The organism is Mycobacterium sp. UM_11 (genome assembly GCF_001414075.1).
In the GTDB taxonomy this organism is placed as follows: domain Bacteria; phylum Actinomycetota; class Actinomycetes; order Mycobacteriales; family Mycobacteriaceae; genus Mycobacterium.
Genome location: NZ_LATC01000020.1, coordinates 41,827 through 62,779, shown reverse-complemented (window position 1 = coordinate 62,779; position 20,953 = coordinate 41,827). Strand labels below are relative to the sequence as shown.

Sequence of the window (20,953 nt, the reverse complement as noted above, 5' to 3'; positions counted from 1 at the left end):
TCGGCAGCGTCAGATGTGTATAAGAGACAGTTCCCGAACTGGGCACCATCACCGCCGAGCGGACGCCGTTCGTGGTGTTGACCTCCAACGCCACCCGCGAACTGTCCGAGGCCCTCAAGCGTCGATGCCTGTTCTTGCACATCGACTTTCCCAGCCCCGAGCTGGAACGCCGGATCCTGTTGTCGCGGGTGCCCGAGCTGCCGCAGCACCTCGCCGAGGAACTGGTGCGCATCATCGGGGTGTTGCGCGGCATGCAGCTCAAGAAGGTGCCGTCCATCGCCGAGACGATCGACTGGGGCCGCACGCTGCTCGCGCTGGGCCTGGACACCATCGACGACGCCGTCGTCGCGGCCACCCTAGGGGTGGTCCTCAAGCATCAATCCGACCAGCAGCGCGCGGCCGGGGAGCTCCGGCTCAATTAGGGAAAGGGCTCAACAAAGATGGCCGCCCGCCGCATCCGCCCCACCCGGCCGCTCGCCCCGCACGGGCTGGCCGGCCACCTGGTGGGTTTCGTGGAAGCGCTTCGCGGAGTGGGCATTTCGGTGGGACCGTCCGAGACCGTGGACGCCGGCCGGGTGATGGCCACCCTTGGTCTGGGCGATCGGGAGGTGCTGCGCGAGGGACTCGCGTGCGCGGTGCTGCGCCGCCCCGAACACCGCGACACCTACGACGCCATGTTCGACCTGTGGTTCCCCGCGGCGCTGGGCGCGCGCGCGACGGTCACCGACGAGGAAGGCGACGGGACCCCGGGCGACGACTCGTTGCCGCCCGACGACGTCGAGGCCATGCGCCAGATGCTGCTGGATCTGCTCAACGAGAACCCCGACCTGGCCGACATGGACGAGCGGCTGGTCGCCATGATCGCGCGGATCGTGGAGGCCTACGGCAAATACAGTTCCAGCCGCGGCCCTTCGTTCTCCTCCTACCAGGCGCTCAAGGCGATGGCCCTGGACGAGCTGGAGGGCAAGCTGCTGGCCGGACTGCTCGCCCCGTATGGCGACGAGCCCACTCCCACCCAGGAGCAGATCGCCAAAGCGCTTGCCGCGCAGCGGATCACCCAGCTGCGCAAGATGGTCGACGCGGAGACGAAACGGCGCACCGCCGAACAGCTGGGCCGCGATCACGTCCAGATGTACGGCATTCCACAGCTTTCCGAGAACGTCGAGTTCTTGCGGGCATCCGGCGAACAGCTGCGCCAGATGCAACGGGTGGTCGCCCCGCTGGCCCGCACCCTGGCCACCCGGCTGGCGGCCCGGCGCCGGCGCAGCCGCGCCGGGGTGATCGACCTGCGCAAGACGCTGCGCAAGTCGATGTCCACCGGCGGCGTGCCGATCGACGTGGTGCTGGCCAAACCGCGGCCGGCGCGACCGGAACTGGTGGTGCTGTGCGACGTGTCCGGCTCGGTCGCCGGTTTCAGCCACTTCACCCTGCTGCTGGTACACGCTCTGCGCCAACAGTTCTCGCGGGTCCGGGTGTTCGCGTTCATCGACACCACCGACGAGGTGACTCACATGTTCGGGCCGGAGGCCGATCTGGCCGTGGCGATCCAGCGGATCACCCGGGAGGCCGGCGTGTTCAGCCGTGACGGGCATTCCGACTACGGCAACGCCTTCGCGTCGTTCGTGCAGGCGTTCCCCAACGTGCTGTCGCCGCGCAGCTCGCTGCTGGTGCTCGGCGACGGCCGCACCAACTACCGCAATCCGGAGACCGAGCTGCTGTCCCACATGGTGACCGCGAGCCGGCACGCGCACTGGCTCAATCCCGAGCCCAGGCATCTGTGGGGCAGCGGCGACTCGGCGGTGCCGCGCTACCAGGAGGTCATCACGATGCACGAATGCCGGTCGGCCAAGCAGCTGGCCGCGGTGATCGACCAGTTGCTGCCGGTGTAGGGCGGTTCCCGCGTGGCCCAGCGTCACGCCAGCGTGGCGGGGAGGGCCGAGAGTCACGCCAGCGTGACCCCCGGCGGTGTTAGCCGGGGCCGCTGTGGCCGCTGTGACGAAATCGGGCCGGATCGCCGCCTCAAGTAAGCTGGCAAACCGTGCAAAAGCAGCTTCGCAGGCTCGGCGTGATGGGTGGGACGTTCGATCCCATCCATTACGGGCACCTGGTCGCCGCCAGCGAGGTCGCCGACCTGTTCGACCTCGACGAAGTCGTGTTCGTGCCCAGCGGTCAGCCCTGGCAGAAGGACCGCGAGGTTTCGGCCGCGGAGGACCGGTATCTGATGACGGTGATCGCCACCGCCTCCAACCCCCGCTTCTCGGTGAGCCGGGTCGACATCGACCGCGCCGGGCCCACCTACACCAAGGACACGCTGCGGGATCTGCAGGCCCTGAACCCGGATTCGCAGCTGTACTTCATCACCGGCGCCGATGCGCTCGCTTCCATCCTGTCGTGGCAGGGCTGGGCGGAGATGTTCGACTTGGCGCGGTTCGTCGGCGTCAGCCGGCCCGGATACGAGCTGCGGCGCGAACACATCACCGGCGTGCTGGGCGAGCTGGAAGACGATGTGCTGACGCTGGTCGAGATTCCGGCGCTGGCGATCTCGTCGACCGATTGCCGCCTGCGCGCCGAACAGCGTCGGCCCCTGTGGTACCTGATGCCCGACGGTGTCGTGCAATACGTCTCCAAGCGCCGGCTGTATCGCGCCGCTGAACCATCGAAGGACACCGTGAGCCGATCGAGCCTGCCCGCCGGGAACAACCCATGACCGCCACCCCGGAAGCCATCGACATGGCGACGGTGGCCGCCGGCGCGGCCGCCTCGAAGCTGGCCGACGACGTCGTCGTGATCGACGTGTCGGGTCAGCTGGTCATCACCGACTGCTTCGTCATCGCCTCCGCGTCCAACGAACGACAGGTCAACGCCATCGTCGACGAGGTCGAGGAGAAGATGCGCAGGGCGGGATACAAGCCGGCCCGACGGGAGGGCACCCGGGAGGGCCGCTGGACGCTGCTGGACTACTGCGACATCGTCGTGCACATCCAGCACCAGGACGACCGCGACTTCTACGCCCTGGACCGGTTGTGGGGCGACTGCCCGGTGGTGCCCGTGGATTTGGCCGAGGGCCCCGAGGATTCAGCGGACGCGCCATGACCATTCGTCGCCTGATCATGTTGCGGCACGGGCAAACCGAGTTCAACGCCGGCAGCCGGATGCAGGGCCAACTGGACTCCGAACTCAGCGAGCTCGGGCGGGCCCAGGCGATCGCGGCCGCCGAGGTGCTCGGCAAGCTGCAGCCGCTGCTGATCGTGTCGTCGGACCTGCACCGCGCCTACGACACCGCCGTGCGGCTGGGGGAGCGGACCGGCCTGCCGATCCGAGTCGACCAGCGCTTGCGCGAGACCCATCTCGGGGACTGGCAGGGGTTGACCCATACCGAGGTCGACGCCCAGGCCCCCGGGGCCCGGCTGGCCTGGCGCGAGGACGCCACCTGGGCGCCGCATGGCGGCGAAAGCCGCGTCGACGTGGCCGCCCGCAGCGTGCCCTTGGTTGCCGAATTGGTCTCCGGCGAACCGGAATGGGGCGACCCCCAGCACGCCGACCGGCCGGTGGTGCTGGTGGCCCACGGCGGCCTGATCGCCGCGCTGGCGGCCGCGCTGCTGAAGCTCCCGGTCGCCAACTGGCCGGTGCTGGGCGGCATGGGCAATGCCAGCTGGGTGCAGCTTTCCGGCCATTCCGACGACGACGCGGCGGGTTTCGACGGCATCCGCTGGCGCCTCGACGTCTGGAACGCTTCGGCGCAGGTGTCCAACGATGTCCTCTGACGCCCGGCCCACGCTGCTGATCTTCGCCGATTCCCTGGCCTACTACGGGCCCACCGGCGGCCTGCCCGCCGACGACCCCCGGATCTGGCCGAATATCGTTGCCGCCAAACTGGGTTGGGACGTCGAACTCATCGGACGTATCGGCTGGACCTGCCGTGACATCTGGTGGGCGGCGACCCAGGACCCGCGCGCCTGGGCGGCGCTGCCCCGGGCGGGCGCCGTCATTTTCGCCACCGGCGGCATGGATTCGCTGCCGTCGGTGTTGCCGACCGCGTTGCGCGAGCTGATCCGCTACGTGCGCCCGCCGCGGTTGCGGCGCTGGGTCCGCGACGGATACGGCTGGCTGCAACCCCGGCTCTCGCCGGTGGCCCGGTCCGCGCTGCCGCCGCACCTCAGCGCCGAATACCTCGAGCAGACGCGCGGGGCAATCGATTTCAACCGCCCCGGCATCCCGATCGTCGCGTCGCTGCCGTCGGTGCACATCGCCGACACGTACGGCCGGGCCCACCATGGCCGCGCGGGGACCGCGGCCGCGATCACCGAGTGGGCGCAAAGCCACGACGTTCCCCTGGTGGATCTCAAAGCCGCTGTCGCCGAACAGATCATGTCCGGGCGGGGAAATCCCGACGGCATCCACTGGAATTTCGAAGCCCATCAGGCGGTCGCCGAGCTGATGCTGAAGGCGCTGGCCGAGGCGGGCGTGGCGACGATGCAGTGGGGGCAGCGCCCGCTTGCGGGGGACGCGCAGCGCCCGCTTGCGGGGGACGCGCAGCGCGATGAGGAGAAGCCGGGCAATCAGGCGTTGCAAAAGGCACCAGTGGCGACCGATAAGCCACACTCGTGACCGTCGTGGTGGTGACCGACGCGTCGGCGCGCCTACCGGCCGACCTGCTGGACCGGTGGGCGATACGCGTTGTGCCGCTGCACATTCTGCTCAACGGAGTCGATCTGCGCGATGGTGTGGACGAGATCCCCGACGACGTCTACAAGCGCCATGCCACCACCGCGGCGGCCACGCCGGCCGAACTCGCCGACGCCTATCAGCAGGCGCTGGCCGACAGTGGCGGGGACGGCGTGGTGGCGGTGCACATTTCGTCCGGGTTGTCGGGGACCTGCGGCGCCGCCGAACGGACCGCCGCCGACCTGGACCCCCGCGTGCGGGTGGTCGACTCGAAGACCACCGCGATGGGCACCGGCTTCGCGGCGCTGGCCGCCGCGCGGGCCGCGGCCGCCGGCGGCGACCTCGACGCGGTCGCCGAGGCGGCGACCGTGGCCGCCCGGCACAGCCACGCGTTCATGGTCGTGCACCGGCTGGACAACCTGCGCCGCAGCGGGCGGATCGGCGGGGCCACCGCGTGGCTGGGCACCGCGCTGTCGCTCAAGCCGGTGCTGCGCATCGACGACGGCAAACTCGTTCTGGCGCAACGGGTGCGCACAGTCAGTCACGCGACGGAGGCGATGGTCGACCGGGTCTGCGAGGCGGCCGGCGACAGCGCGTGCGCGCTGGCGGTGCATCACGTCGCCAACCCGGACGGTGCCAAGGAGGTGACGGCGACGCTGGCGCGGCGGTTACCCGCCTGCGAGCCGGCGATCATCACCCCGTTAGGGCCGGTGCTGGCGTTGCACGTCGGCGCGGGAGCCGTCGCGGTCGTCGTGCAGCCGCCGACTTAAGCCGGCACCGCGCGCCGCGCGTTGTCCCCGCGCGGGTGCACCACCTGCGGCCACCAGAACCAACGGCCCAGCAGCGTCGCGATCGACGGCATCAGCAACGTCCGCACGACGAGCGTGTCGAGCAGCAGACCGATGCACACCGTCGACCCGAACTGCCCCAGCACCCGCAAGTCGCTGCCCAACATGGCAGCCATGGTGAACGCGAACACCAGACCCGCCGCGGTCACCACCCCACCGGTACCCGCCATAGATCGGATGATTCCCGTCTTGAGGCCGGCATGGATCTCCTCTTTGAACCGGGAGACCAGTAGCAGGTTGTAGTCGGATCCGACGGCCAGCAGGATGATCACGGACAGCGCCATCACGATCCAGTGGATCCTGATGCCGAACAGGTCCTGCCAAATCAGCACGGACAGCCCGAACGACGCCGCGATCGAGCTGGCCGCGGTGCCGACGATCACCAACGCGGCCACCACGCTGCGGGTGAGCAGCAGCATGATGATGAAGATCAGCGTCAGGGCGGACACCACGGCGATCATCAGGTCGTACTTCTCGCCGTCGGCCATGTCCTTGAACGTCGCGGCGGTTCCGCCCAGATAGACCCGGGCGTCGGACAGCGACGATTGCTTCAGACCCTCCTGCGCGGCGGTGCGTTCGGCGTCGACTTGCGCAATGCCCTCCGGCGACATCGGATCACCCTGATGCGTTATGAAGAACCGCGCCGATTTACCGTCCGGCGACAAGAACATTCGAAGGCCGGTCTGGAAGTCCGGGTTGTCGAAGGCCTCGGGCGGCAGGTAGAAGAAGTCGTCGTTCTTCGATGCGTCGAAGCTTTGACCCATCACGATCGCGGTGTTGCTCATCGCCTCCATCTGGTCGATCATCGCCTTGAACGTCTGATACAGGGTCAAGGTGATGCCCCGGGTCGTCTTCAGCGTGTTGATCAGCGTCGGAAACAACTCGGTCAGGTCGCGTGAGGCCTTCGCGGTGTGCTCGATATCGGTTGTCAGGTAATGGAATTGCTCGGCGAGCTGATCGAATCCGTCGAACGTGTCGAACAGCGACCGCAACCCGATGCACAACGGAATGTCGTAGCAGTGCCGCTCCCAGTAGAAGTAGGAGCGCACGGGCCGGAAGGTGTCGTCGAAATCCGCGATGTGGTCGCGCAGGGTATCGGTGATCTGCGACGTCACCGCCGTGGTCTTGGCGCTGTCCTCGGCGGCGTTGGCCAGGTCTTTGGACACCTCGTACTGGCGCTGCGTCGTCTCGATCTGGGTCTGCAGGTCGTCGGCCATCCGCAGGATGTCGGCGATGCGTTCCTTGAGGAAGCCCATGTTCTGCATCGTCGTCTGGCTTTGGATGCTGTTCTGGAACGGAATCGAGCTGTGCTGAATCGGGATGCCCAGCGGCCGGGTGATGTCCTGCACCATGGCGATGCCGAGCGTGCGCATCTCGTTCTTGGCGACCCGGTCCAAAACCAGCATGTCGGCCGGGTTCCGCATGTCGTGGTCGGATTCGACCATCAACAGGTCGGGGTTCATCCGTGCCTCCGAGAAGTGCCGGTTCGCGGCCTCTTGTCCTTGGTTGGACGGCGCGGACAACGGCAGGTAATGGCGGTCGTTGTAGCTCGTGTGAAAGCTCGGCAGGGCGATCATGCCGACCAGCACGACCGCGGCGCTCACGGCCAAAACCGGTGCCGGCCAACGTACTACGGCGGTACCCACCCGCCGCCACAGCCGGCCACGCTTGGCCTGCCTCTCGAACAGGTGGAAGCGGCTGCCGACGAAGACCACCGCGGGCCCCAGCGTGACGCCGGCCAGCACCACGACGATCATGCCGATCGCCACGGGCGCGCCCATGGTGTTGAACCACGGTAGCCGCGAAAAGCTGAGGCAATAGGTCGCGCCCGCAATCGTCAGGCCCGAACCCAAGACGACCGGGGCGACGCCCTTGAAAGTGGTGTAGTACGCGGTTTCTCGGTCTTCGCCCGCGGCCAACGCCTCCTGATAGCGGCCGATCAGGAAGATGCCGTAGTCCGTCCCGGCCGCGATCGCCAACATGGTGAGGATGTTGGCGGCGAACGTGGTGAGCCCGAATGCGTTGTGGTACGCCAGGACCGCGACGACCCCCCGCGAACACGCCAGCGCGACAAAGGTCATGAACAGCTGCACCAGCGTCGTCACGATGGACCGGTACACCAGCAGCAACATGATCGCGATGGCGCCCAGGGTGAACAGCGTGATCTTGGCCAGGCTGGCGTTACCGATGATGTGCATATCGTCGGACAGCGCGGCAGGGCCCGTGACGTAGGCCTTCACGCCGGGCGGCGCCTTGTTCTCCTCGATCACCTTGCGGACGGAATCCACGGACTCGTTGGCCAGCGTGGTGCCCTGGTTGCCGGCGAGGTTCACCTGCACATAGGCGCTCTTGGCGTCGGCGCTCTGTGCACCCGCGGCCGTCAGCCGGTCGCCCCAGAAGTCCTGAATGTGCTGAATGTGCTTGGGATCCTGGCGGAGTTGCCGAATCAGCTTGTCGTAGTACTGGTGCGCGTCGGTGCCGAGCGGTTGCTGGCCCTCCAACACGATCATCACCGTGCTGTTGGAGTCGAATTCGTGGAAGTTGTGGCCCAGGCGCATCATCGCCTTCATCGACGGCGCGTCCAGCGGTGTCATCGGCGCCGAGTGGGCCTCACCGACTTTTTCCAGTGTCGGAACGATGACGTTCACGAGGACCGTCACGAACAACCAAACCAGGATGATCGGCACCGCGAAGATCCGGATCGCATGTGGCAGGTACGGGCGGTGACCCCGCTCGGACTTGGACAGGCCCTTGGTGTTGATCGGGCCGGTGTCGGCCGCGCTCAGGTCGCGTTGGGTTTCGTTGCTCGCGTTGCTCATGCGGACTTCACCAGGCAGAAGGTCTGCGCGTTGTGGCCGTCGGAACTCCGCTGTTCGCGCACGACGCCGTCCACCGTGATCTTGCAGGTGATCTCGCCGCTGTCGCTCTGCGCCATGATGTTGGCGCTGACCGACGGCAACGTCGTCGAGATGGTGGTCGACCACGGCAGCGGCGCGGCGTTCACCTGATGGGTGTTGGCGTTCTCGTCCCAGTAGTTGATGTTGGCGGTGGCGCCGGGCGGGCCGGTGATGTCGTACACCACGACCTTCGGGTTGAACTGCACGATTTCGATCCCCTTGCCGGCGTTCGCGTTGAGGTCCTGCGAGCCGAAGATCTTGTGAAGCCGCGACACGATCAATGCCGAAACGGCCAGGACGACCACCAAAACCAGGGGTATCCACGCCCGCTTGAGCACACGGGTCACGGTGGGAGTACGTGGACCCGAGCCTGGACTAGCCACCACCTGACCGCCTTCCGCTTGCCCGCCGTCCGGGCATTGCCGCAAAGCTCACCTATGTCGTCGACGACACCGCTGTCTTTTCGACTATTTGCTCAGCTAAGCACTGTAAACCTTAGTGCACGCAAGCGTTCCTCCGGGGCCCTTCGATGTGGCGAACGGCATACGCGCCTACCCCGCCACGCGGCCCGTGACCGGCGGTAAGTCGGCAAGGGTGACGATCCCGGGCTTGGCGGCCACCACGGCCGGGACCGCGTTGGTGACCGGCATCGCGGTGTAGATCATGCCCAAGCCCATGAACCCCGGCTCGGTCCAATCCTTGGGCGGCAGGCAGTGCAGCACCGTGCGCATGTTGGGCAGCCCGAACACCTGGATGACGTGGCCGTGCTCCAGCGGTTTGGGCGGGGTTACGTGACTGCCCATGGTCCAGTTGAACCCGACGCTGACCACGTTGCGGTCGCCCACCCAGCCCCGGTGGTAGCCATAGACGCCGCCGACGGTTCCCGCGGGAATGGTCATGAAGCCCAGATCGGAATCGCCGGTGGCGGCGGTGAAGGTCAAGTCGAAGGTCATCCGGTCCAGCTTCGCCCCGATCGCGTCGGCCATCATGGCGGCCGATTCGGCGAAGACCTCGCTTTCGCGGCGCACGCTTTCCGCGAGGCCAGGCGTATCGGGATCCTGCGAAAAGCCCATCGCCGTCTGGGTTTCCGCCGATTCGTACGTCGAGCAGTCCACCGACTCGGTGATGCGGATTTCGTCGACGCGTTCACAGGCGCCGGACAGCACCATGCCCACCATGTTCGTCATGCCCGGGTGCGCCCCGCTGCCGAAGATCGTCGAACCGCCTCGCTTGCAGGCGTCCGCGATGCGTTCGCGGTCCTCGGGCGTCTGCTTGCCGCCGGTGATCCAGGCCGCGCTGGAGCAGACGTTGACGCCCGATTCCAGCAACCGCACCAGTTCGTCGACGTTCGGCCACAAGGGGTTATAGCAACAGGCGTCGGGGCCCAGGGCGAGCAGCGCGTCGATGTCGTTGGTCGCCCGCACGCCGGTCGGTTCCGGCCAGCCGGCCAGTTCGGCGGCGTCGACCCCGACCTTGTCCGCCCCGTGTGCGTACACCCCGACCAGCTCCATGTCTCCCCTGCCGATGATCGCGTGCAGCGAGCGCCGCCCGATGTTTCCGGTGGTCCACTGGATCACCTTGAGCGGGCGGTCCATCGGGGGCTTGCTCATCGCGTCTCCTTTGACGGGTGGGGGATTCAGTCGCTGATATCGAAGCCGGCTATGACCTTGGTCGGGCGCAGCCGCACCACCAGTTCACCGGGGACGGCGTTGCGGCGGCCGAACTCCTCGGCGCGCTCGGCGCCCATGTACCGCGCGCCGGTCCGCGTCGCCACGTCCAGCACGTCGGCCGGCTCCTCGCCGAGCGCGACGACGCCCTGTACCTGAACGAACGAATACGGCGGATGGGGATCGTCGACGCAGATCACCGTGCGCGGATCACGGGCCAGGGCACGGCCTTTCGACGTGTCCCGGCCGGTGGTGAACGCCAGCTGGTCGCCGTCGACCACGAACCACACCGGCGCCACCAGTGGCCGCCCGTCGGCCGCGACGTAGCCCAGCATCCCGGTGCGGGTGCCCGCTGACAGGAACTCGACGACTCTTTGCGAGAGCTTGGCGGGCTCGGCCATCGGCTATAGCCGGGCCAGGTCGTAGTCGCCGAGGTGGTCGATGAGGTTGTGCAAGTGGTCGCCGGAGGTGCCCAAGGTGTGCTCGATCGCGGTGAGCCGGGCCGCATAGTGCGCCACCGGATATTCCGCGGTCACCCCGATCCCGCCGTGCAGCTGGATCGACTCCTGCGCGATGTGCCGGCCCGAGCGGCCGATCTGCAGCTTGGCGCGCGACGCGATCAGCGGGTCGAGGTTGCCGTCCGCGATGGACATCGACGCGTACAGGCTCATGCTGCGCGCCAATTCCAGCGACACGTACATGTCGGCGGCCCGCTGGGTGAGCGCCTGAAACTTGTTCAGTGTGACGCCGAACTGCTTGCGGCTCTTCAGGTAATCGGTGGTCAGCCGCAGCGCCTCCTCCATCGCCCCGAGGGCCTCGGCGCACAGCCCGGCCTGGATGCGGACGATGGCGTCGCGGATGGCCGGGGAGGCGTCGACCGCCTGGCCCAGGGGTTCGGCGGGGGTGGCGTCCAGGTCGACCTGCGCGCCACGCTGCCCGTCGAACGTCCGGTAGGGGTGCCGGGTCGGTGCTTCCGCGTCGACCAGGAACAGGCCGGTGCCGCCGTCGGGCAAGGCGGCGCTCACCACCAACGTGTCGGCGCAGTCACCGGCCAGCACCGGGTTCTTGCTGCCGGTCAACGCCCACGAATCTCCTTGCCGCACAGCCTTGGTGGCCACGCCCTCGGTCGCCTTGCGGTGACCGGGCTCCAGGTGGGCGAAGGCGAGCAGCCGCTGGCCGGCCGCGACCTCGTCGAGCTGTTCCTTCTGGGCGTCGGTGCCCAGCTCGGCGATCAGCGCACCCGGCGCCAGCGCGGCGTGCAGGATCGGTTCGGGGGCCAGCCGGCGTCCCGCCTCGGCGAGCACGACCATGATCTCGATCTGGCCCGCCTCGTCCGGGTCGAAGCCGAGGCCGAGGATTCCGGTGTCGGCGAGCTGGCTCCACACCTCGCGGCTCCAGCCCAGATCGGTGCCGATCACCTTGTTGCGGCTCTCCGGGTCGTAGCTGCGCGACAGCAGATCGCGGGTGGTGTCGCGGAGCAGGGTCTGCTCGTCGGTCAACTGAAAGTCCATGGCAGCCTCACAATCCCAGGATGGTCGACGAGATGATGTTGCGCTGAACCTCGTTGCTGCCGCCGTAGATCGACGTCTTGCGGTAGTTGAGGTAGTGCGGCGCACTGTGTTGCGCCCAGGCCGGGGACGCGATGCCCTCGCCGTCGGCGGGCAGGGCGTCGGGGCCCGCCACCTCGACGAGCAGTTCGGTGGCCACCTGCTGCAGCTGGCTGCCGCGGAGTTTGAGCACCGACGACGCCGGGTTGGGCTGGCCGTTCGCGGAATCGGTGACCACCCGCGACTGCGTGAGTTCCAGTGCCAGCAGCTCGTTTTCGGCCTCGGCCAGCCGGGCGGCGAACAGGGGATCGGCGAGCAGCCCGGTCTCGCCGGCGTGCCTCTTCACCTCGGCGAGGCGCACCTTGGTCCGACCCACACCGGCGATGCCGGTGCGCTCGTTGCCCAACAGGAACTTCGCGTAGGTCCAGCCCTTGTTTTCTTCTCCGACAAGCTGATTGGCGGGCACGCGGACGTCTTCGAAGAAGATCTCGTTCACCTCGTGGCCGCCGTCGATCGTCTTGATGGGCCGCAGGGTGATGCCCGGCGTGTTCATGTCGAAGAGCAGGAACGAGATGCCGGCCTGACGCTTGGGCGCCTGCGGGTCGGTGCGCACCAGGCAGAAGATCCAGTCCGCGTACTGGCCCAAGGTGGTCCAGGTTTTCTGGCCGTTGACGACGTAGCTGTCACCGTCGCGGACCGCGGTGGTGCGCAGCGACGCCAGGTCCGAACCGGCCTCGGGCTCGGAGAACCCCTGGCACCACCAGATGTCGAGGCTGGCGGTCGGCGGCAGGAAGCGTTGTTTGATCTCCTCCGAACCGAATTCGGCGATCACCGGCCCCACCATTTTGGTGTTGAAGTTCAGCGGCTCCGGGACGCACGCCAGTTGCATCTCGTCGGCCCAGATCTGGTGCTGGGTGGCCGTCCAATCCTTGCCGCCCCATTCGACCGGCCAATTCGGCACCGCCAGACCGTGTTCGTGCAGGATTTTGTGGCTGGTGACGATGTCGTCGCGGTTCACCTCCGCCGAGCCCCGGCGCACCCGATCGCGCACCTCTTCGGGAATCTTGGTGGTGTAGATGGTGCGAAGTTCGTCGCGGAACGCGGCTTCCTCCGGTGTGAGCGCCAGTTGCACGGCGGCCTCCTGTCGTCTGGGGTGAACGTGGCTACCAGCTGGCTGGCGATGCGTTCGTGGTTCCATATTGACCCATCCCGCGGAGCGGTTGTGCACAGCCTCGGTTTAATCCCCAGTGGGCGCCGCGGCGCGGCCGCGCGGGGCCGATCCGGCGGCCGGCGCGCCTACGGTCGCGGCATGCGAATCGAACTTCCCGGCGAGCGTCTGCAGCGGCGGCTGGGCGCCGAAGCCGACACCGAGGCCGACGGTGCGGGGGCGACGTCCTTACAGGACGCCGCGGACGAGGACCAGAATTCGCTGCTGCCGCGCTGGCTGCCCGACGCAGCCCGGGATCGGGGCTGGGCGGCCAGGCTGCGCGCCGACCCGGGACGCGCGGGTGCCATCGGGCTGGCGATCGTGGCGGCGCTGGCCGTCCTCGTCACGGTGTTCACGCTGCTGCACGACCGGCCGGCGCCGGTGATGTCGGCCAAACTGCCGCCGGTGGACAAGGCGGCGACGGCCGGCCCCAAATCCTCGGCGAGCCCCAGCCCGGGCCCGGACCGGCCCGTGGTGGTGAGCGTGGTGGGTCTGGTGCACACCCCCGGCCTGGTCACCCTGGCGCCCGGCGCGCGGGTCGCCGACGCGCTGCAGGCCGCGGGGGGTGCGATGAACGGGGCGGACACCATCGGGCTGAACATGGCGCGCCCGCTCGGCGACGGCGAGCAGATCGTCGTCGGGCTGGCTCCCGTGCCCGGGCAGCCGGCGGCGTTGGGGAGTTCGGTGGCGTCCGCGTCGACGCCGACGTCGAAGCCGGCGCCGCCGCGGTCCGGAACGGCCCGCCCGAAGCCGGGCGAGGTGCTCGACCTCAACACCGCGACCGCCGAGGACTTGGACGCCCTGCCCGGCGTCGGACCCGTCACGGCCGCCGCGATCGTCGCCTGGCGGCAGGCCAACGGCAAGTTCACCACCGTCGACCAGCTCGCCGATGTCGACGGCATCGGCCCGGCGCGACTGGAGAGGTTGCGCGCCCTGGTCCGTGTCTGACGCCGAAGGGCCGGCCGGCCTCGCCGACTCGGGCGCGACCCGCCTCGATGCGCGCCTGGTGCCCGCGGCGCTCACCTGTTGGCTGGTGACCGCCGCCGGCATCTGGTGGCCGATCGGCCGGGCGGTGGCGGCGTGCTGCCTGGTGTTGCTCGCGGCCTCGGGCGTACTGGCCTGCCGGGCCGGCGAGGCCGGGCGGTTGCGGGCGATGGCCGCCGGCCTGGCCGCGGTCGGGGTGGTCGGCGCGGGATTCGGGTTCGCGGTTGCGTTGCGCGCCGAAGCGGTCGATCGGCACCCGATCACCGCGGCCTTCGGCACCGCGGCCCCGGTGACGCTCACCCCGACCGAGAGCCCGGTCCCGCTGGGTCGCGGCCGGCTGATGTTTCGCGCCACGCTGCAGCGCCTGCGCGACGCGCCGACGTCCGGCCGGGTGGCCGTTTTCGCGCGGGCGTCGGACTTCGACTCGGAAACCGACGGGCCGGTGGTGGGCCGGCCGATGCGGTTCACCGCACGAATCGGCCATCCGACCCGCCGCGACCTCACCGTCGCGGTGCTCAACGCCTCGGGCCGCCCGACCGTGGGCACCGCGAGCGCCGCGCAGCGCGCCGCGCACGCGGTGCGCGGCCGGTTCGCCGCAGCCGTCCGTGGCGCGCTGCCCGCCGAGCAGGCGGCCATGCTGCCCGCCCTGGTCCTGGGCGACACCTCGGCGGTCACCGCCGAGACCGACCGTGACTTTCGCGCGGCCGGCATGACGCACCTGATGGCGGTGTCGGGCGCCAACGTGACCATCGTGTGCGCGGCCGTCCTGTTCTCGGCGCGCGTGATCGGCCCGCGGGCCGCCGTCGTCCTCGCCGGCGTCACGCTCGCCGCGTTCGTCGTCGTCGTGCAACCGACGGCGAGCGTGTTGCGGGCGGCGGTGATGGGCGCCATCGCGCTGCTGGGGATGCTGTCGTCCCGTCGGCGCCAGGCCATGCCGGCGCTGTGCGCCGCGGTGCTGGGATTGCTGGCGGTGGCCCCGCAGCTGGCCGTCGATGTGGGTTTCGCGCTGTCGGTGGTGGCGACGGCCGCGCTGGTCGTCATCGCGCCCCGCTGGTCGCGCCGCCTGGCGGCCAGGGGCTGCCCCAAACCGCTGGCCGACGCGCTGGCGATCGCCGCCGCCGCGCACGTGGTGACCGCCCCGCTGGTGGCGGGCATCTCCGGGCGGCTCAGCCTGGTGGCGATCGCCGCCAACCTCGCGGCCGCACCGGTGATAGCGCCGATCACCGTGCTGGGCAGCGCGGCCGCCGTGCTGAGCGTGGCGTGGCCGTCCGGCGCCCAGCTGTTGGTCCGGTTCAGCGGGCCCGAAGTGTGGTGGGTGGTGCACGTGGCGCGGTGGTCGGCCGGCGCGCCCGCGGCGACGGTGCCGGTTCCCGCCGGGGCACCGGGCGTCCTGCTGGTGGCCGGGGCGACCGCGGCGATCGTCGTGCTGGTCGCGCGGCTGCGCGGCCGGCGCTGGTTCGGCCGGGCGGTCGGCCTGGCCGCGCTCTGTGTGCTGGCGTGGTGGTTGTCGGAGCTGTTGGATCCCCGAGCGGCGTAGTCGGTGCCTCGTGACACCATCGTGGGGTGAGCGAGGTTTCGCCGTTGCACCTGGTCCTCGGAGACGAGGAGCTGCTGGTCGAGCGGGCGGTGGCCGACGTGTTGCGGTCGGCGCGCAAGCGGGCCGGCATCGAGGACGTTCCGGTCAGCCGGATGCGGGCGGGTGACGTCAGCACCTACGAACTCGCCGAACTGCTGAGTCCGTCGCTGTTCGGCGACGAGCGGATCGTCGTGCTGGAGGCCGCCGGGGAGGCGGGCAAGGAGGCGGCCGCGGTGATCACCTCGGCCGCGGCCGACGTCCCGCTGGGCACCATGCTGGTGGTGGTGCATTCGGGCGGCGGGCGGGCCAAGGCGCTGGCCGCCGAGCTGCAGTCACTCGGCGCCGTCGTGCACCCGTGCGCGCGCATCACCAAGGCCAGCGAGCGGATCGATTTCGTCCGCAAGGAGTTCCGCGCGCTGAAGGTCAAGGTCGACGAGGACACGGTGACCGCCATGCTGGACGCGATCGGCTCCGACGTGCGCGAGCTGGCGGCCGCCTGCTCGCAACTGGTGGCCGACACGGGCGGGGTGGTCAATCCGGCGGCGGTGCGCCGCTACCACAGCGGCAAGGCCGAGGTGAAGGGGTTCGACATCGCGGACAAGGCGGTGGCCGGCGACGTCGCGGGCGCCGCGGAGGCGCTGCGGTGGGCGATGCTGCGCGGGGAGCCGCTGGTGGTGTTGGCCGACGCGCTGGCCGAGGCGATCCACACGATCGGCCGGGTCGGACCGCTGTCGGGGGATCCCTACCGGCTGGCGTCGCAGCTGGGCATGCCGCCCTGGCGGGTGCAGAAGGCCCAGAAGCAGGCGCGGTATTGGTCGCGCGACAGCGTGGCGGCCGCGATGAAGGTGGTGGCGACGCTCAACGCCAACGTCAAGGGGGCCGTCGCGGACGCCGACTACGCGCTGGAAGCGGCGGTCAGAAAGGTCGCCGAGCTGGCCGCCAACCGGAACCGATGAGCGGCGGGGCTCAGAGCTTGTTGAGCGCTCGGGCCAGGGCCGACTTCTTGTTGGCCGCCTGATTCTTGTGGATCACGCCCTTGCTGGCCGCCTTGTCCAGCTTGCGGTTGGTCGACGCGAGCAACTCCGTGGCCTTCTCTTTGTCGCCGGCATGGGTGGCCTCGCGAAACGCGCGAACGGCGGTGCGAAGCGACGACTTCACCGACTTGTTGCGCAGGCGAGCGCGCTCGTTGGTGCGATTGCGCTTCTGCTGCGACTTGATGTTGGCCACGCTTGTAGTTCCTTCTTCGAATCGACGTTTGGCTTGGGGCGCCGGATACCACCACGGCGACTGCCCAGGTTATCAGTCGGTTACGTTTTCTCCCAAAACGGGAACCCGTGGCCTGCCATAACGTCAATTTGAGGCAGCATCTTAAAAGTGAGTCTTCCTAGCCAGCTCGAGGAAACCAGGCGGGGGTTACGCGCCGCGCGCGCTGAGCGCATCTTCGGCGGCTACAACACGTCGTCGGACGTCTATTCGATGGCCTTTGACGAGATGTTCGACGGCCAGGGCGGCGTGCGGGGACCGTACAAGGGCATCTACGCCGAGCTCGCGCCGTCGGACGCCTCGGAGCTCAAGGCCCGCGCCGAAGCGCTCGGCCGCGCGTTCATCGACCAGGGCATCACGTTCTCGCTGTCGGGCCAGGAGCGGCCCTTCCCGCTCGACCTGGTGCCCCGGGTGATCTCGGCCGCCGAGTGGAGCCGGTTGGAGCGCGGCATCATCCAGCGGGTCAAGGCCCTGGAGATGTATCTCGACGACATCTACGGCGACCAGGAGATCCTCAACGACGACATCATCCCGCGCCGGCTGATCACGTCCTGCGAGCATTTCCACCGCCAGGCCGTCGGCATCGTCCCGCCCAACGGCGTGCGCATCCACGTCGCCGGCATCGACCTGATCCGCGACGAGAAGGGCAACTTCCGCGTCCTCGAGGACAACCTGCGCTCGCCGTCGGGCGTGTCCTACGTCATGGAGAACCGGCGCACCATGGCGCGGGTGTTCCCGAATCTGTTCGCCACCCACCGGGTGCGGGCGGTCGACGACTACGCGGCCCACCTGCTGCGTGCGCTGCGCAACTCGGCGGCGACCAACGAGGCCGACCCGACGGTGGTGGTGCTGACCCCGGGGGTGTACAACTCCGCCTACTTCGAGCACTCGCTGCTGGCCCGCCAGATGGGCGTCGAGTTGGTCGAGGGTCGCGACCTGTTCTGCCGGGACAACCAGGTCTACATGCGGACCACCGAGGGCGAGGTTCAGGTCGACGTCATCTACCGGCGCATCGACGACGCCTTCCTGGATCCCCTGCAATTCCGGGCCGACTCGGTGCTGGGGGTGGCCGGCCTGGTCAACGCCGCGCGCGCCGGCAACGTCGTCGTCTCCAGCGCCATCGGCAACGGGGTGGGCGACGACAAGCTTGTCTACACCTATGTGCCGACCATGATCGAGTACTACTTGGGCGAGAAGCCGCTGCTGGCCAACGTCGAGACGTACCGGTGCTGGCTCGACGACGAACGCGAAGAGGTGCTGGACCGGATCGACGAGTTGGTCCTCAAGCCGGTGGAGGGCTCCGGCGGTTACGGCATCGTGTTCGGGCCGGAAGCGACCGACAAGGAGTTGGCCACCGTCGCCAAGAAGGTTCGCGACGATCCGCGCAGCTGGATCGCCCAGCCGATGATGGAACTGTCGACCGTGCCGACGCAGATCGGCAACACGCTGGCGCCCCGGTACGTCGACCTGCGGCCGTTCGCCGTCAACGACGGCGAAGACGTGTGGGTGCTGCCCGGCGGGCTCACCCGGGTCGCCCTCGTCGAGGGCTCGAGGGTGGTCAATTCCAGCCAGGGCGGGGGCTCGAAGGACACCTGGGTGCTGGCGTCGCGCACCTCGGCCGGTGAGCACGAGCTCGGCGCGGCGGAGGTCGTGCGCTCGCTGCCGGAGTCCATCGCCGACCCGGCGTCCGACGGCGCGCCGCGGCTGCGGCAAACACAGTCGCAACCCACGGAATCGCCGCAGGAACAGCAGCTGCAGCAGCAACAGCGACGGGCGAAGCGCCGTGCTGGCCCGTAACGCCGAGGCGCTGTTCTGGATCGGCCGCTACGTCGAGCGAGCCGACGACACCGCGCGCATTCTCGACGTCGTGCTGCACCAGCTGCTCGAGGATTCCAGCGTCGACCCCGACCAGGCGTCCCGGCTGCTGTTGCGGGTGCTGGGCATCGACCCCCCGACCCACGACCTCGACGTCTGGTCGCTGACCGACCTGGTGGCCTTCAGCAGCAACGCTTCGGGCGGCTCTTCGATCGTCGACGCGATCACGGCGGCGCGGGAAAACGCGAAGTCGGCGCGGGAAGTGACCTCGAGCGAGATCTGGGAGTGCCTCAACGGCACCTACCACGCCCTCGCCGAGCGCGAGCGCGCCGCGAAACGCCTTGGGCCCCATGAATTCCTGTCGTACATCGAGGGGCGGGCGGCGATGTTCGCCGGGCTGGCGGACTCGACGCTGTCCCGCGACGACGGGTACCGCTTCATGGTGCTGGGCCGCGCGATCGAGCGGGTCGACATGACGGTGCGGCTGTTGCTTTCCCGGGTGGGCGACAGCGCGTCGTCGCCGGCATGGGTGACGCTGCTGCGCTCCGCGGGCGCGCACGACACCTACCTGCGCACCTACCGCGGTGTCCTGGACGCCGGGCGGGTGGTCGAATTCATGTTGCTCGACCGGCTTTTCCCGCGTTCGGTGTTCTATTCGTTGCGGCTGGCCGAACACAACCTCGACGAACTGCTGCACAACCGGCAGAGCCGCATCGGGGCCACGGGGGAGGCGCAGCGGCTGCTCGGGCAGGCCCGCAGCGAACTGGAATTCGTCCAACCCGGCGTCCTGCTGGAGTCGCTGGAGGACCGCCTGGCCGGTCTGCAGCGAACCTGCCGCGATGTCGGAGAAGCGTTGTCGGTGCAGTACTTTCACGTCACCCCGTGGGTGGCGTGGTCGGACGCCGGCGACCGCGCCACATTGGTCAGCAGGGCGGGGGACAACTGATGTGGCGGCTGCGGGTGGTGCACACCACCGGGTACGCGTACCAGTCGGCGGTGACCGCGTCCTACAACGAGGCGCGGTTGACCCCGCGGTCGAACACCCGGCAGAACGTCATCCTCAATCGCGTCGAAACGATCCCCGCCACCCGCTCCTATCGCTACATCGACTACTGGGGCACCGCGGTGACGGCGTTCGACCTGCACGCGCCGCACACCGACCTCACGGTGACGTCGTCGTCGGTGGTCGAGACCGAGCGGCCCGAACCGCCGGTGACCGACGTCGGCTGGAGCGACCTGCGCTCGGCGGCGGTGATCGACCGGTTCGACGAATTGCTCCGCCCCACCGAGCACACCCCGGCGAGCAAAAAGGTTGCCTCCGTGGCCAAGAGGATCGCCAAGTCGCACCAGCCCGCCGAGGCCGTCGTCGCCGCGGCCCAGTGGGTGCGCGAGCAGCTGGAATACCTGCCCGGAACCACCAGCGTGCACTCCTCGGGCCTGGACGCGTTGAACGCGGGCAAGGGCGTCTGCCAGGACTTCGTGCACCTGTCGCTGATGTTGTTGCGCGCCATGGGAATTCCCGCCTACTACGCGTCGGGTTACCTGCATCCCAAGGAGCACGCCGTCGTCGGGGACACCGTGGACGGGCGCAGCCATGCCTGGATCCAGGCATGGACCGGCGGGTGGTGGGGCTACGACCCCACCAATGAAACCGAGCTCTCCGAGCAATACGTCAGCGTGGGCGCCGGCCGTGACTACACCGACGTCCCCCCGCTGAAGGGGATCTACTCCGGTGAGGGCGCGACCGATCTGGACGTCGTGGTGGAGGTGACCCGGCTGGCTTAGCCGCCGAGGCCGCGCGGGCATAGCGTGCACCCATGACCGAACGCCGGCGCGGTGGTCCCTCGCTGCTGCTGCTCTCGTTGCTGTGCGCGGCGCTGCTCTTCGGTGGAATCGCCGCCGGGGTGGCGCTGGGCGGCGTGATGCCGCTGCCGTACGGCCCGGTGGCCGCCGTGGCGGCCTACGTCCGCGCGCAGCCGGTTGCCGTGCGGGTCATGGCCGTTGCGACGTTCGCGTCGTCGGTCCCGTTGGCGATCTACGCGGCGACGGTCAGCGCCCGGCTGCGCCGGCTCGGGGCCGCCGGATCGGCGCCCGCGATCGCGCTCACCGGAGGCATTCTGGCGGCCGGCGGGCTGGCGCTGTGCGGGTTGCTGGCCTGGCCGCTGTCGTGGCCCGACGTCGCCGCGGATACGACGTTGGTGCGGGCGCTGTACCTGCTGGTGTTTCTGGTCGGCGGGCCGGGGCACATCGTGGCCCTCGGCGTGCTGGTCGGCGCGATGGCGGTGGCTTGCCGGAACTTGGGCGTGCTGCGCAGGCCGATCGCCTGGGCCGGCCTGGGCGCCGCGGTCCTCGCCGGGGCGGCGACGGGAGTGTTGGCCTGGCCCGAGCTCGGTGTGATCCTGCCGGTCGCCCGGGTGCTCGCGCTGTCCTGGCTGGTGCTGGCGGGTGCGCTGTTGCCGTTGCCGCGCAACGACATTCGGTAAT

At 69.2% G+C, this 20,953-nt stretch carries 20 protein-coding genes and 1 pseudogene; 14 read left to right on the top strand and 7 right to left on the bottom strand.

Annotated features, from left to right (window positions below; all coding sequences use genetic code 11):
• Positions 1-26: 26 nt before the first annotated feature.
• The 7 genes and pseudogenes from WU80_RS07780 to WU80_RS07750 form a co-directional block, all read left to right on the top strand.
• A pseudogene (locus WU80_RS07780) lies at positions 27-422 on the top strand (AAA family ATPase); the annotation flags it as partial.
• A gap of 18 nt (positions 423-440) precedes the next feature.
• Positions 441-1,889, top strand: coding sequence for a VWA domain-containing protein (locus tag WU80_RS07775; protein ID WP_055405027.1), 1,449 nt, complete (start codon positions 441-443; stop codon positions 1,887-1,889).
• A 149-nt stretch (positions 1,890-2,038) separates the two neighbouring features.
• Positions 2,039-2,707, top strand: a complete 669-nt coding sequence (gene nadD, locus WU80_RS07770; RefSeq protein WP_082459969.1) for a nicotinate-nucleotide adenylyltransferase — start codon at positions 2,039-2,041, stop codon at positions 2,705-2,707.
• Positions 2,704-3,093 carry a ribosome silencing factor gene (gene rsfS / locus WU80_RS07765; RefSeq protein WP_055405028.1) on the top strand — a complete coding sequence of 130 codons (390 nt, stop codon included), beginning with the start codon at positions 2,704-2,706 and terminating at the stop codon, positions 3,091-3,093. The genes nadD and rsfS overlap by 4 nt, the downstream gene beginning before the upstream one ends.
• Positions 3,090-3,764, top strand: a complete 675-nt coding sequence (gene gpgP / locus WU80_RS07760) for a glucosyl-3-phosphoglycerate phosphatase (protein ID WP_055405029.1) — start codon at positions 3,090-3,092, stop codon at positions 3,762-3,764. Before rsfS ends, gpgP begins: the two co-directional genes overlap by 4 nt.
• Positions 3,754-4,608 carry a diglucosylglycerate octanoyltransferase gene (gene octT, locus WU80_RS07755; RefSeq protein WP_055405030.1) on the top strand — a complete coding sequence of 285 codons (855 nt, stop codon included), beginning with the start codon at positions 3,754-3,756 and terminating at the stop codon, positions 4,606-4,608. The genes gpgP and octT overlap by 11 nt, the downstream gene beginning before the upstream one ends.
• Entirely contained in the window at positions 4,605-5,435 is an 831-nt protein-coding gene (locus WU80_RS07750) for a DegV family protein (protein WP_055405031.1), read from the top strand. The genes octT and WU80_RS07750 overlap by 4 nt, the downstream gene beginning before the upstream one ends.
• Here WU80_RS07750 and WU80_RS07745 read toward each other — a convergent pair.
• The 6 genes from WU80_RS07745 to WU80_RS07720 all read right to left on the bottom strand — a co-directional run bounded on the left by WU80_RS07745 (position 5,432) and on the right by WU80_RS07720 (position 12,756).
• Positions 5,432-8,332 (bottom strand): RND family transporter, encoded by a 2,901-nt coding sequence (locus WU80_RS07745; protein WP_055405032.1) that lies wholly within the window; start codon positions 8,330-8,332, stop codon positions 5,432-5,434. The genes WU80_RS07750 and WU80_RS07745 overlap by 4 nt on opposite strands.
• Positions 8,329-8,757, bottom strand: coding sequence for an MmpS family transport accessory protein (locus tag WU80_RS07740; RefSeq protein WP_156349696.1), 429 nt, complete (start codon positions 8,755-8,757; stop codon positions 8,329-8,331). The genes WU80_RS07745 and WU80_RS07740 overlap by 4 nt, the downstream gene beginning before the upstream one ends.
• A gap of 204 nt (positions 8,758-8,961) precedes the next feature.
• Complete coding sequence (locus WU80_RS07735) at positions 8,962-10,020, bottom strand: hypothetical protein (RefSeq protein WP_055405034.1); 1,059 nt, start codon at positions 10,018-10,020, stop codon at positions 8,962-8,964.
• 26 nt (positions 10,021-10,046) lie between these two features.
• Positions 10,047-10,478: a PPOX class F420-dependent oxidoreductase gene (locus tag WU80_RS07730; protein ID WP_055405035.1), complete on the bottom strand. Its 432-nt coding sequence runs from the start codon at positions 10,476-10,478 to the stop codon at positions 10,047-10,049.
• A 3-nt stretch (positions 10,479-10,481) separates the two neighbouring features.
• Complete coding sequence (locus WU80_RS07725) at positions 10,482-11,588, bottom strand: acyl-CoA dehydrogenase family protein (protein ID WP_055405036.1); 1,107 nt, start codon at positions 11,586-11,588, stop codon at positions 10,482-10,484.
• Between the two features lie 7 nt (positions 11,589-11,595).
• Positions 11,596-12,756, bottom strand: coding sequence for an acyl-CoA dehydrogenase family protein (locus tag WU80_RS07720; protein ID WP_055405037.1), 1,161 nt, complete (start codon positions 12,754-12,756; stop codon positions 11,596-11,598).
• 177 nt (positions 12,757-12,933) lie between these two features.
• Between WU80_RS07720 and WU80_RS07715 the strand changes: the two genes are divergently transcribed.
• Genes WU80_RS07715 through holA form a run of 3 tightly spaced genes read left to right on the top strand, consistent with a single transcriptional unit; the run spans position 12,934 to position 16,347 of the window.
• Positions 12,934-13,779 carry a ComEA family DNA-binding protein gene (locus WU80_RS07715; protein ID WP_055405038.1) on the top strand — a complete coding sequence of 282 codons (846 nt, stop codon included), beginning with the start codon at positions 12,934-12,936 and terminating at the stop codon, positions 13,777-13,779.
• The gene (locus tag WU80_RS07710; protein ID WP_055405744.1) at positions 13,772-15,352 is read left to right on the top strand and encodes a ComEC/Rec2 family competence protein; all 1,581 of its coding nucleotides are present in this window, start codon (positions 13,772-13,774) and stop codon (positions 15,350-15,352) included. The genes WU80_RS07715 and WU80_RS07710 overlap by 8 nt, the downstream gene beginning before the upstream one ends.
• Before the next feature lie 26 nt (positions 15,353-15,378).
• Entirely contained in the window at positions 15,379-16,347 is a 969-nt protein-coding gene (gene holA, locus WU80_RS07705) for a DNA polymerase III subunit delta (RefSeq protein WP_055402595.1), read from the top strand.
• Positions 16,348-16,357: 10 nt separating this feature from the next.
• Here holA and rpsT read toward each other — a convergent pair whose 3' ends face one another.
• Positions 16,358-16,618 carry a 30S ribosomal protein S20 gene (gene rpsT / locus WU80_RS07700; RefSeq protein ID WP_055402594.1) on the bottom strand — a complete coding sequence of 87 codons (261 nt, stop codon included), beginning with the start codon at positions 16,616-16,618 and terminating at the stop codon, positions 16,358-16,360.
• A gap of 138 nt (positions 16,619-16,756) precedes the next feature.
• Between rpsT and WU80_RS07695 the strand changes: the two genes are divergently transcribed.
• The 4 genes from WU80_RS07695 to WU80_RS07680 all read left to right on the top strand — a co-directional run bounded on the left by WU80_RS07695 (position 16,757) and on the right by WU80_RS07680 (position 20,952).
• Positions 16,757-18,451: a circularly permuted type 2 ATP-grasp protein gene (locus tag WU80_RS07695; protein WP_055402592.1), complete on the top strand. Its 1,695-nt coding sequence runs from the start codon at positions 16,757-16,759 to the stop codon at positions 18,449-18,451.
• Entirely contained in the window at positions 18,438-19,415 is a 978-nt protein-coding gene (locus WU80_RS07690; protein ID WP_055402589.1) for an alpha-E domain-containing protein, read from the top strand. The genes WU80_RS07695 and WU80_RS07690 overlap by 14 nt, the downstream gene beginning before the upstream one ends.
• Positions 19,415-20,254: a transglutaminase family protein gene (locus WU80_RS07685; protein WP_055402587.1), complete on the top strand. Its 840-nt coding sequence runs from the start codon at positions 19,415-19,417 to the stop codon at positions 20,252-20,254. The genes WU80_RS07690 and WU80_RS07685 overlap by 1 nt, the downstream gene beginning before the upstream one ends.
• A 125-nt stretch (positions 20,255-20,379) precedes the next feature.
• Positions 20,380-20,952 carry a hypothetical protein gene (locus tag WU80_RS07680; protein WP_156349515.1) on the top strand — a complete coding sequence of 191 codons (573 nt, stop codon included), beginning with the start codon at positions 20,380-20,382 and terminating at the stop codon, positions 20,950-20,952.
• Position 20,953 lies beyond the last annotated feature (1 nt).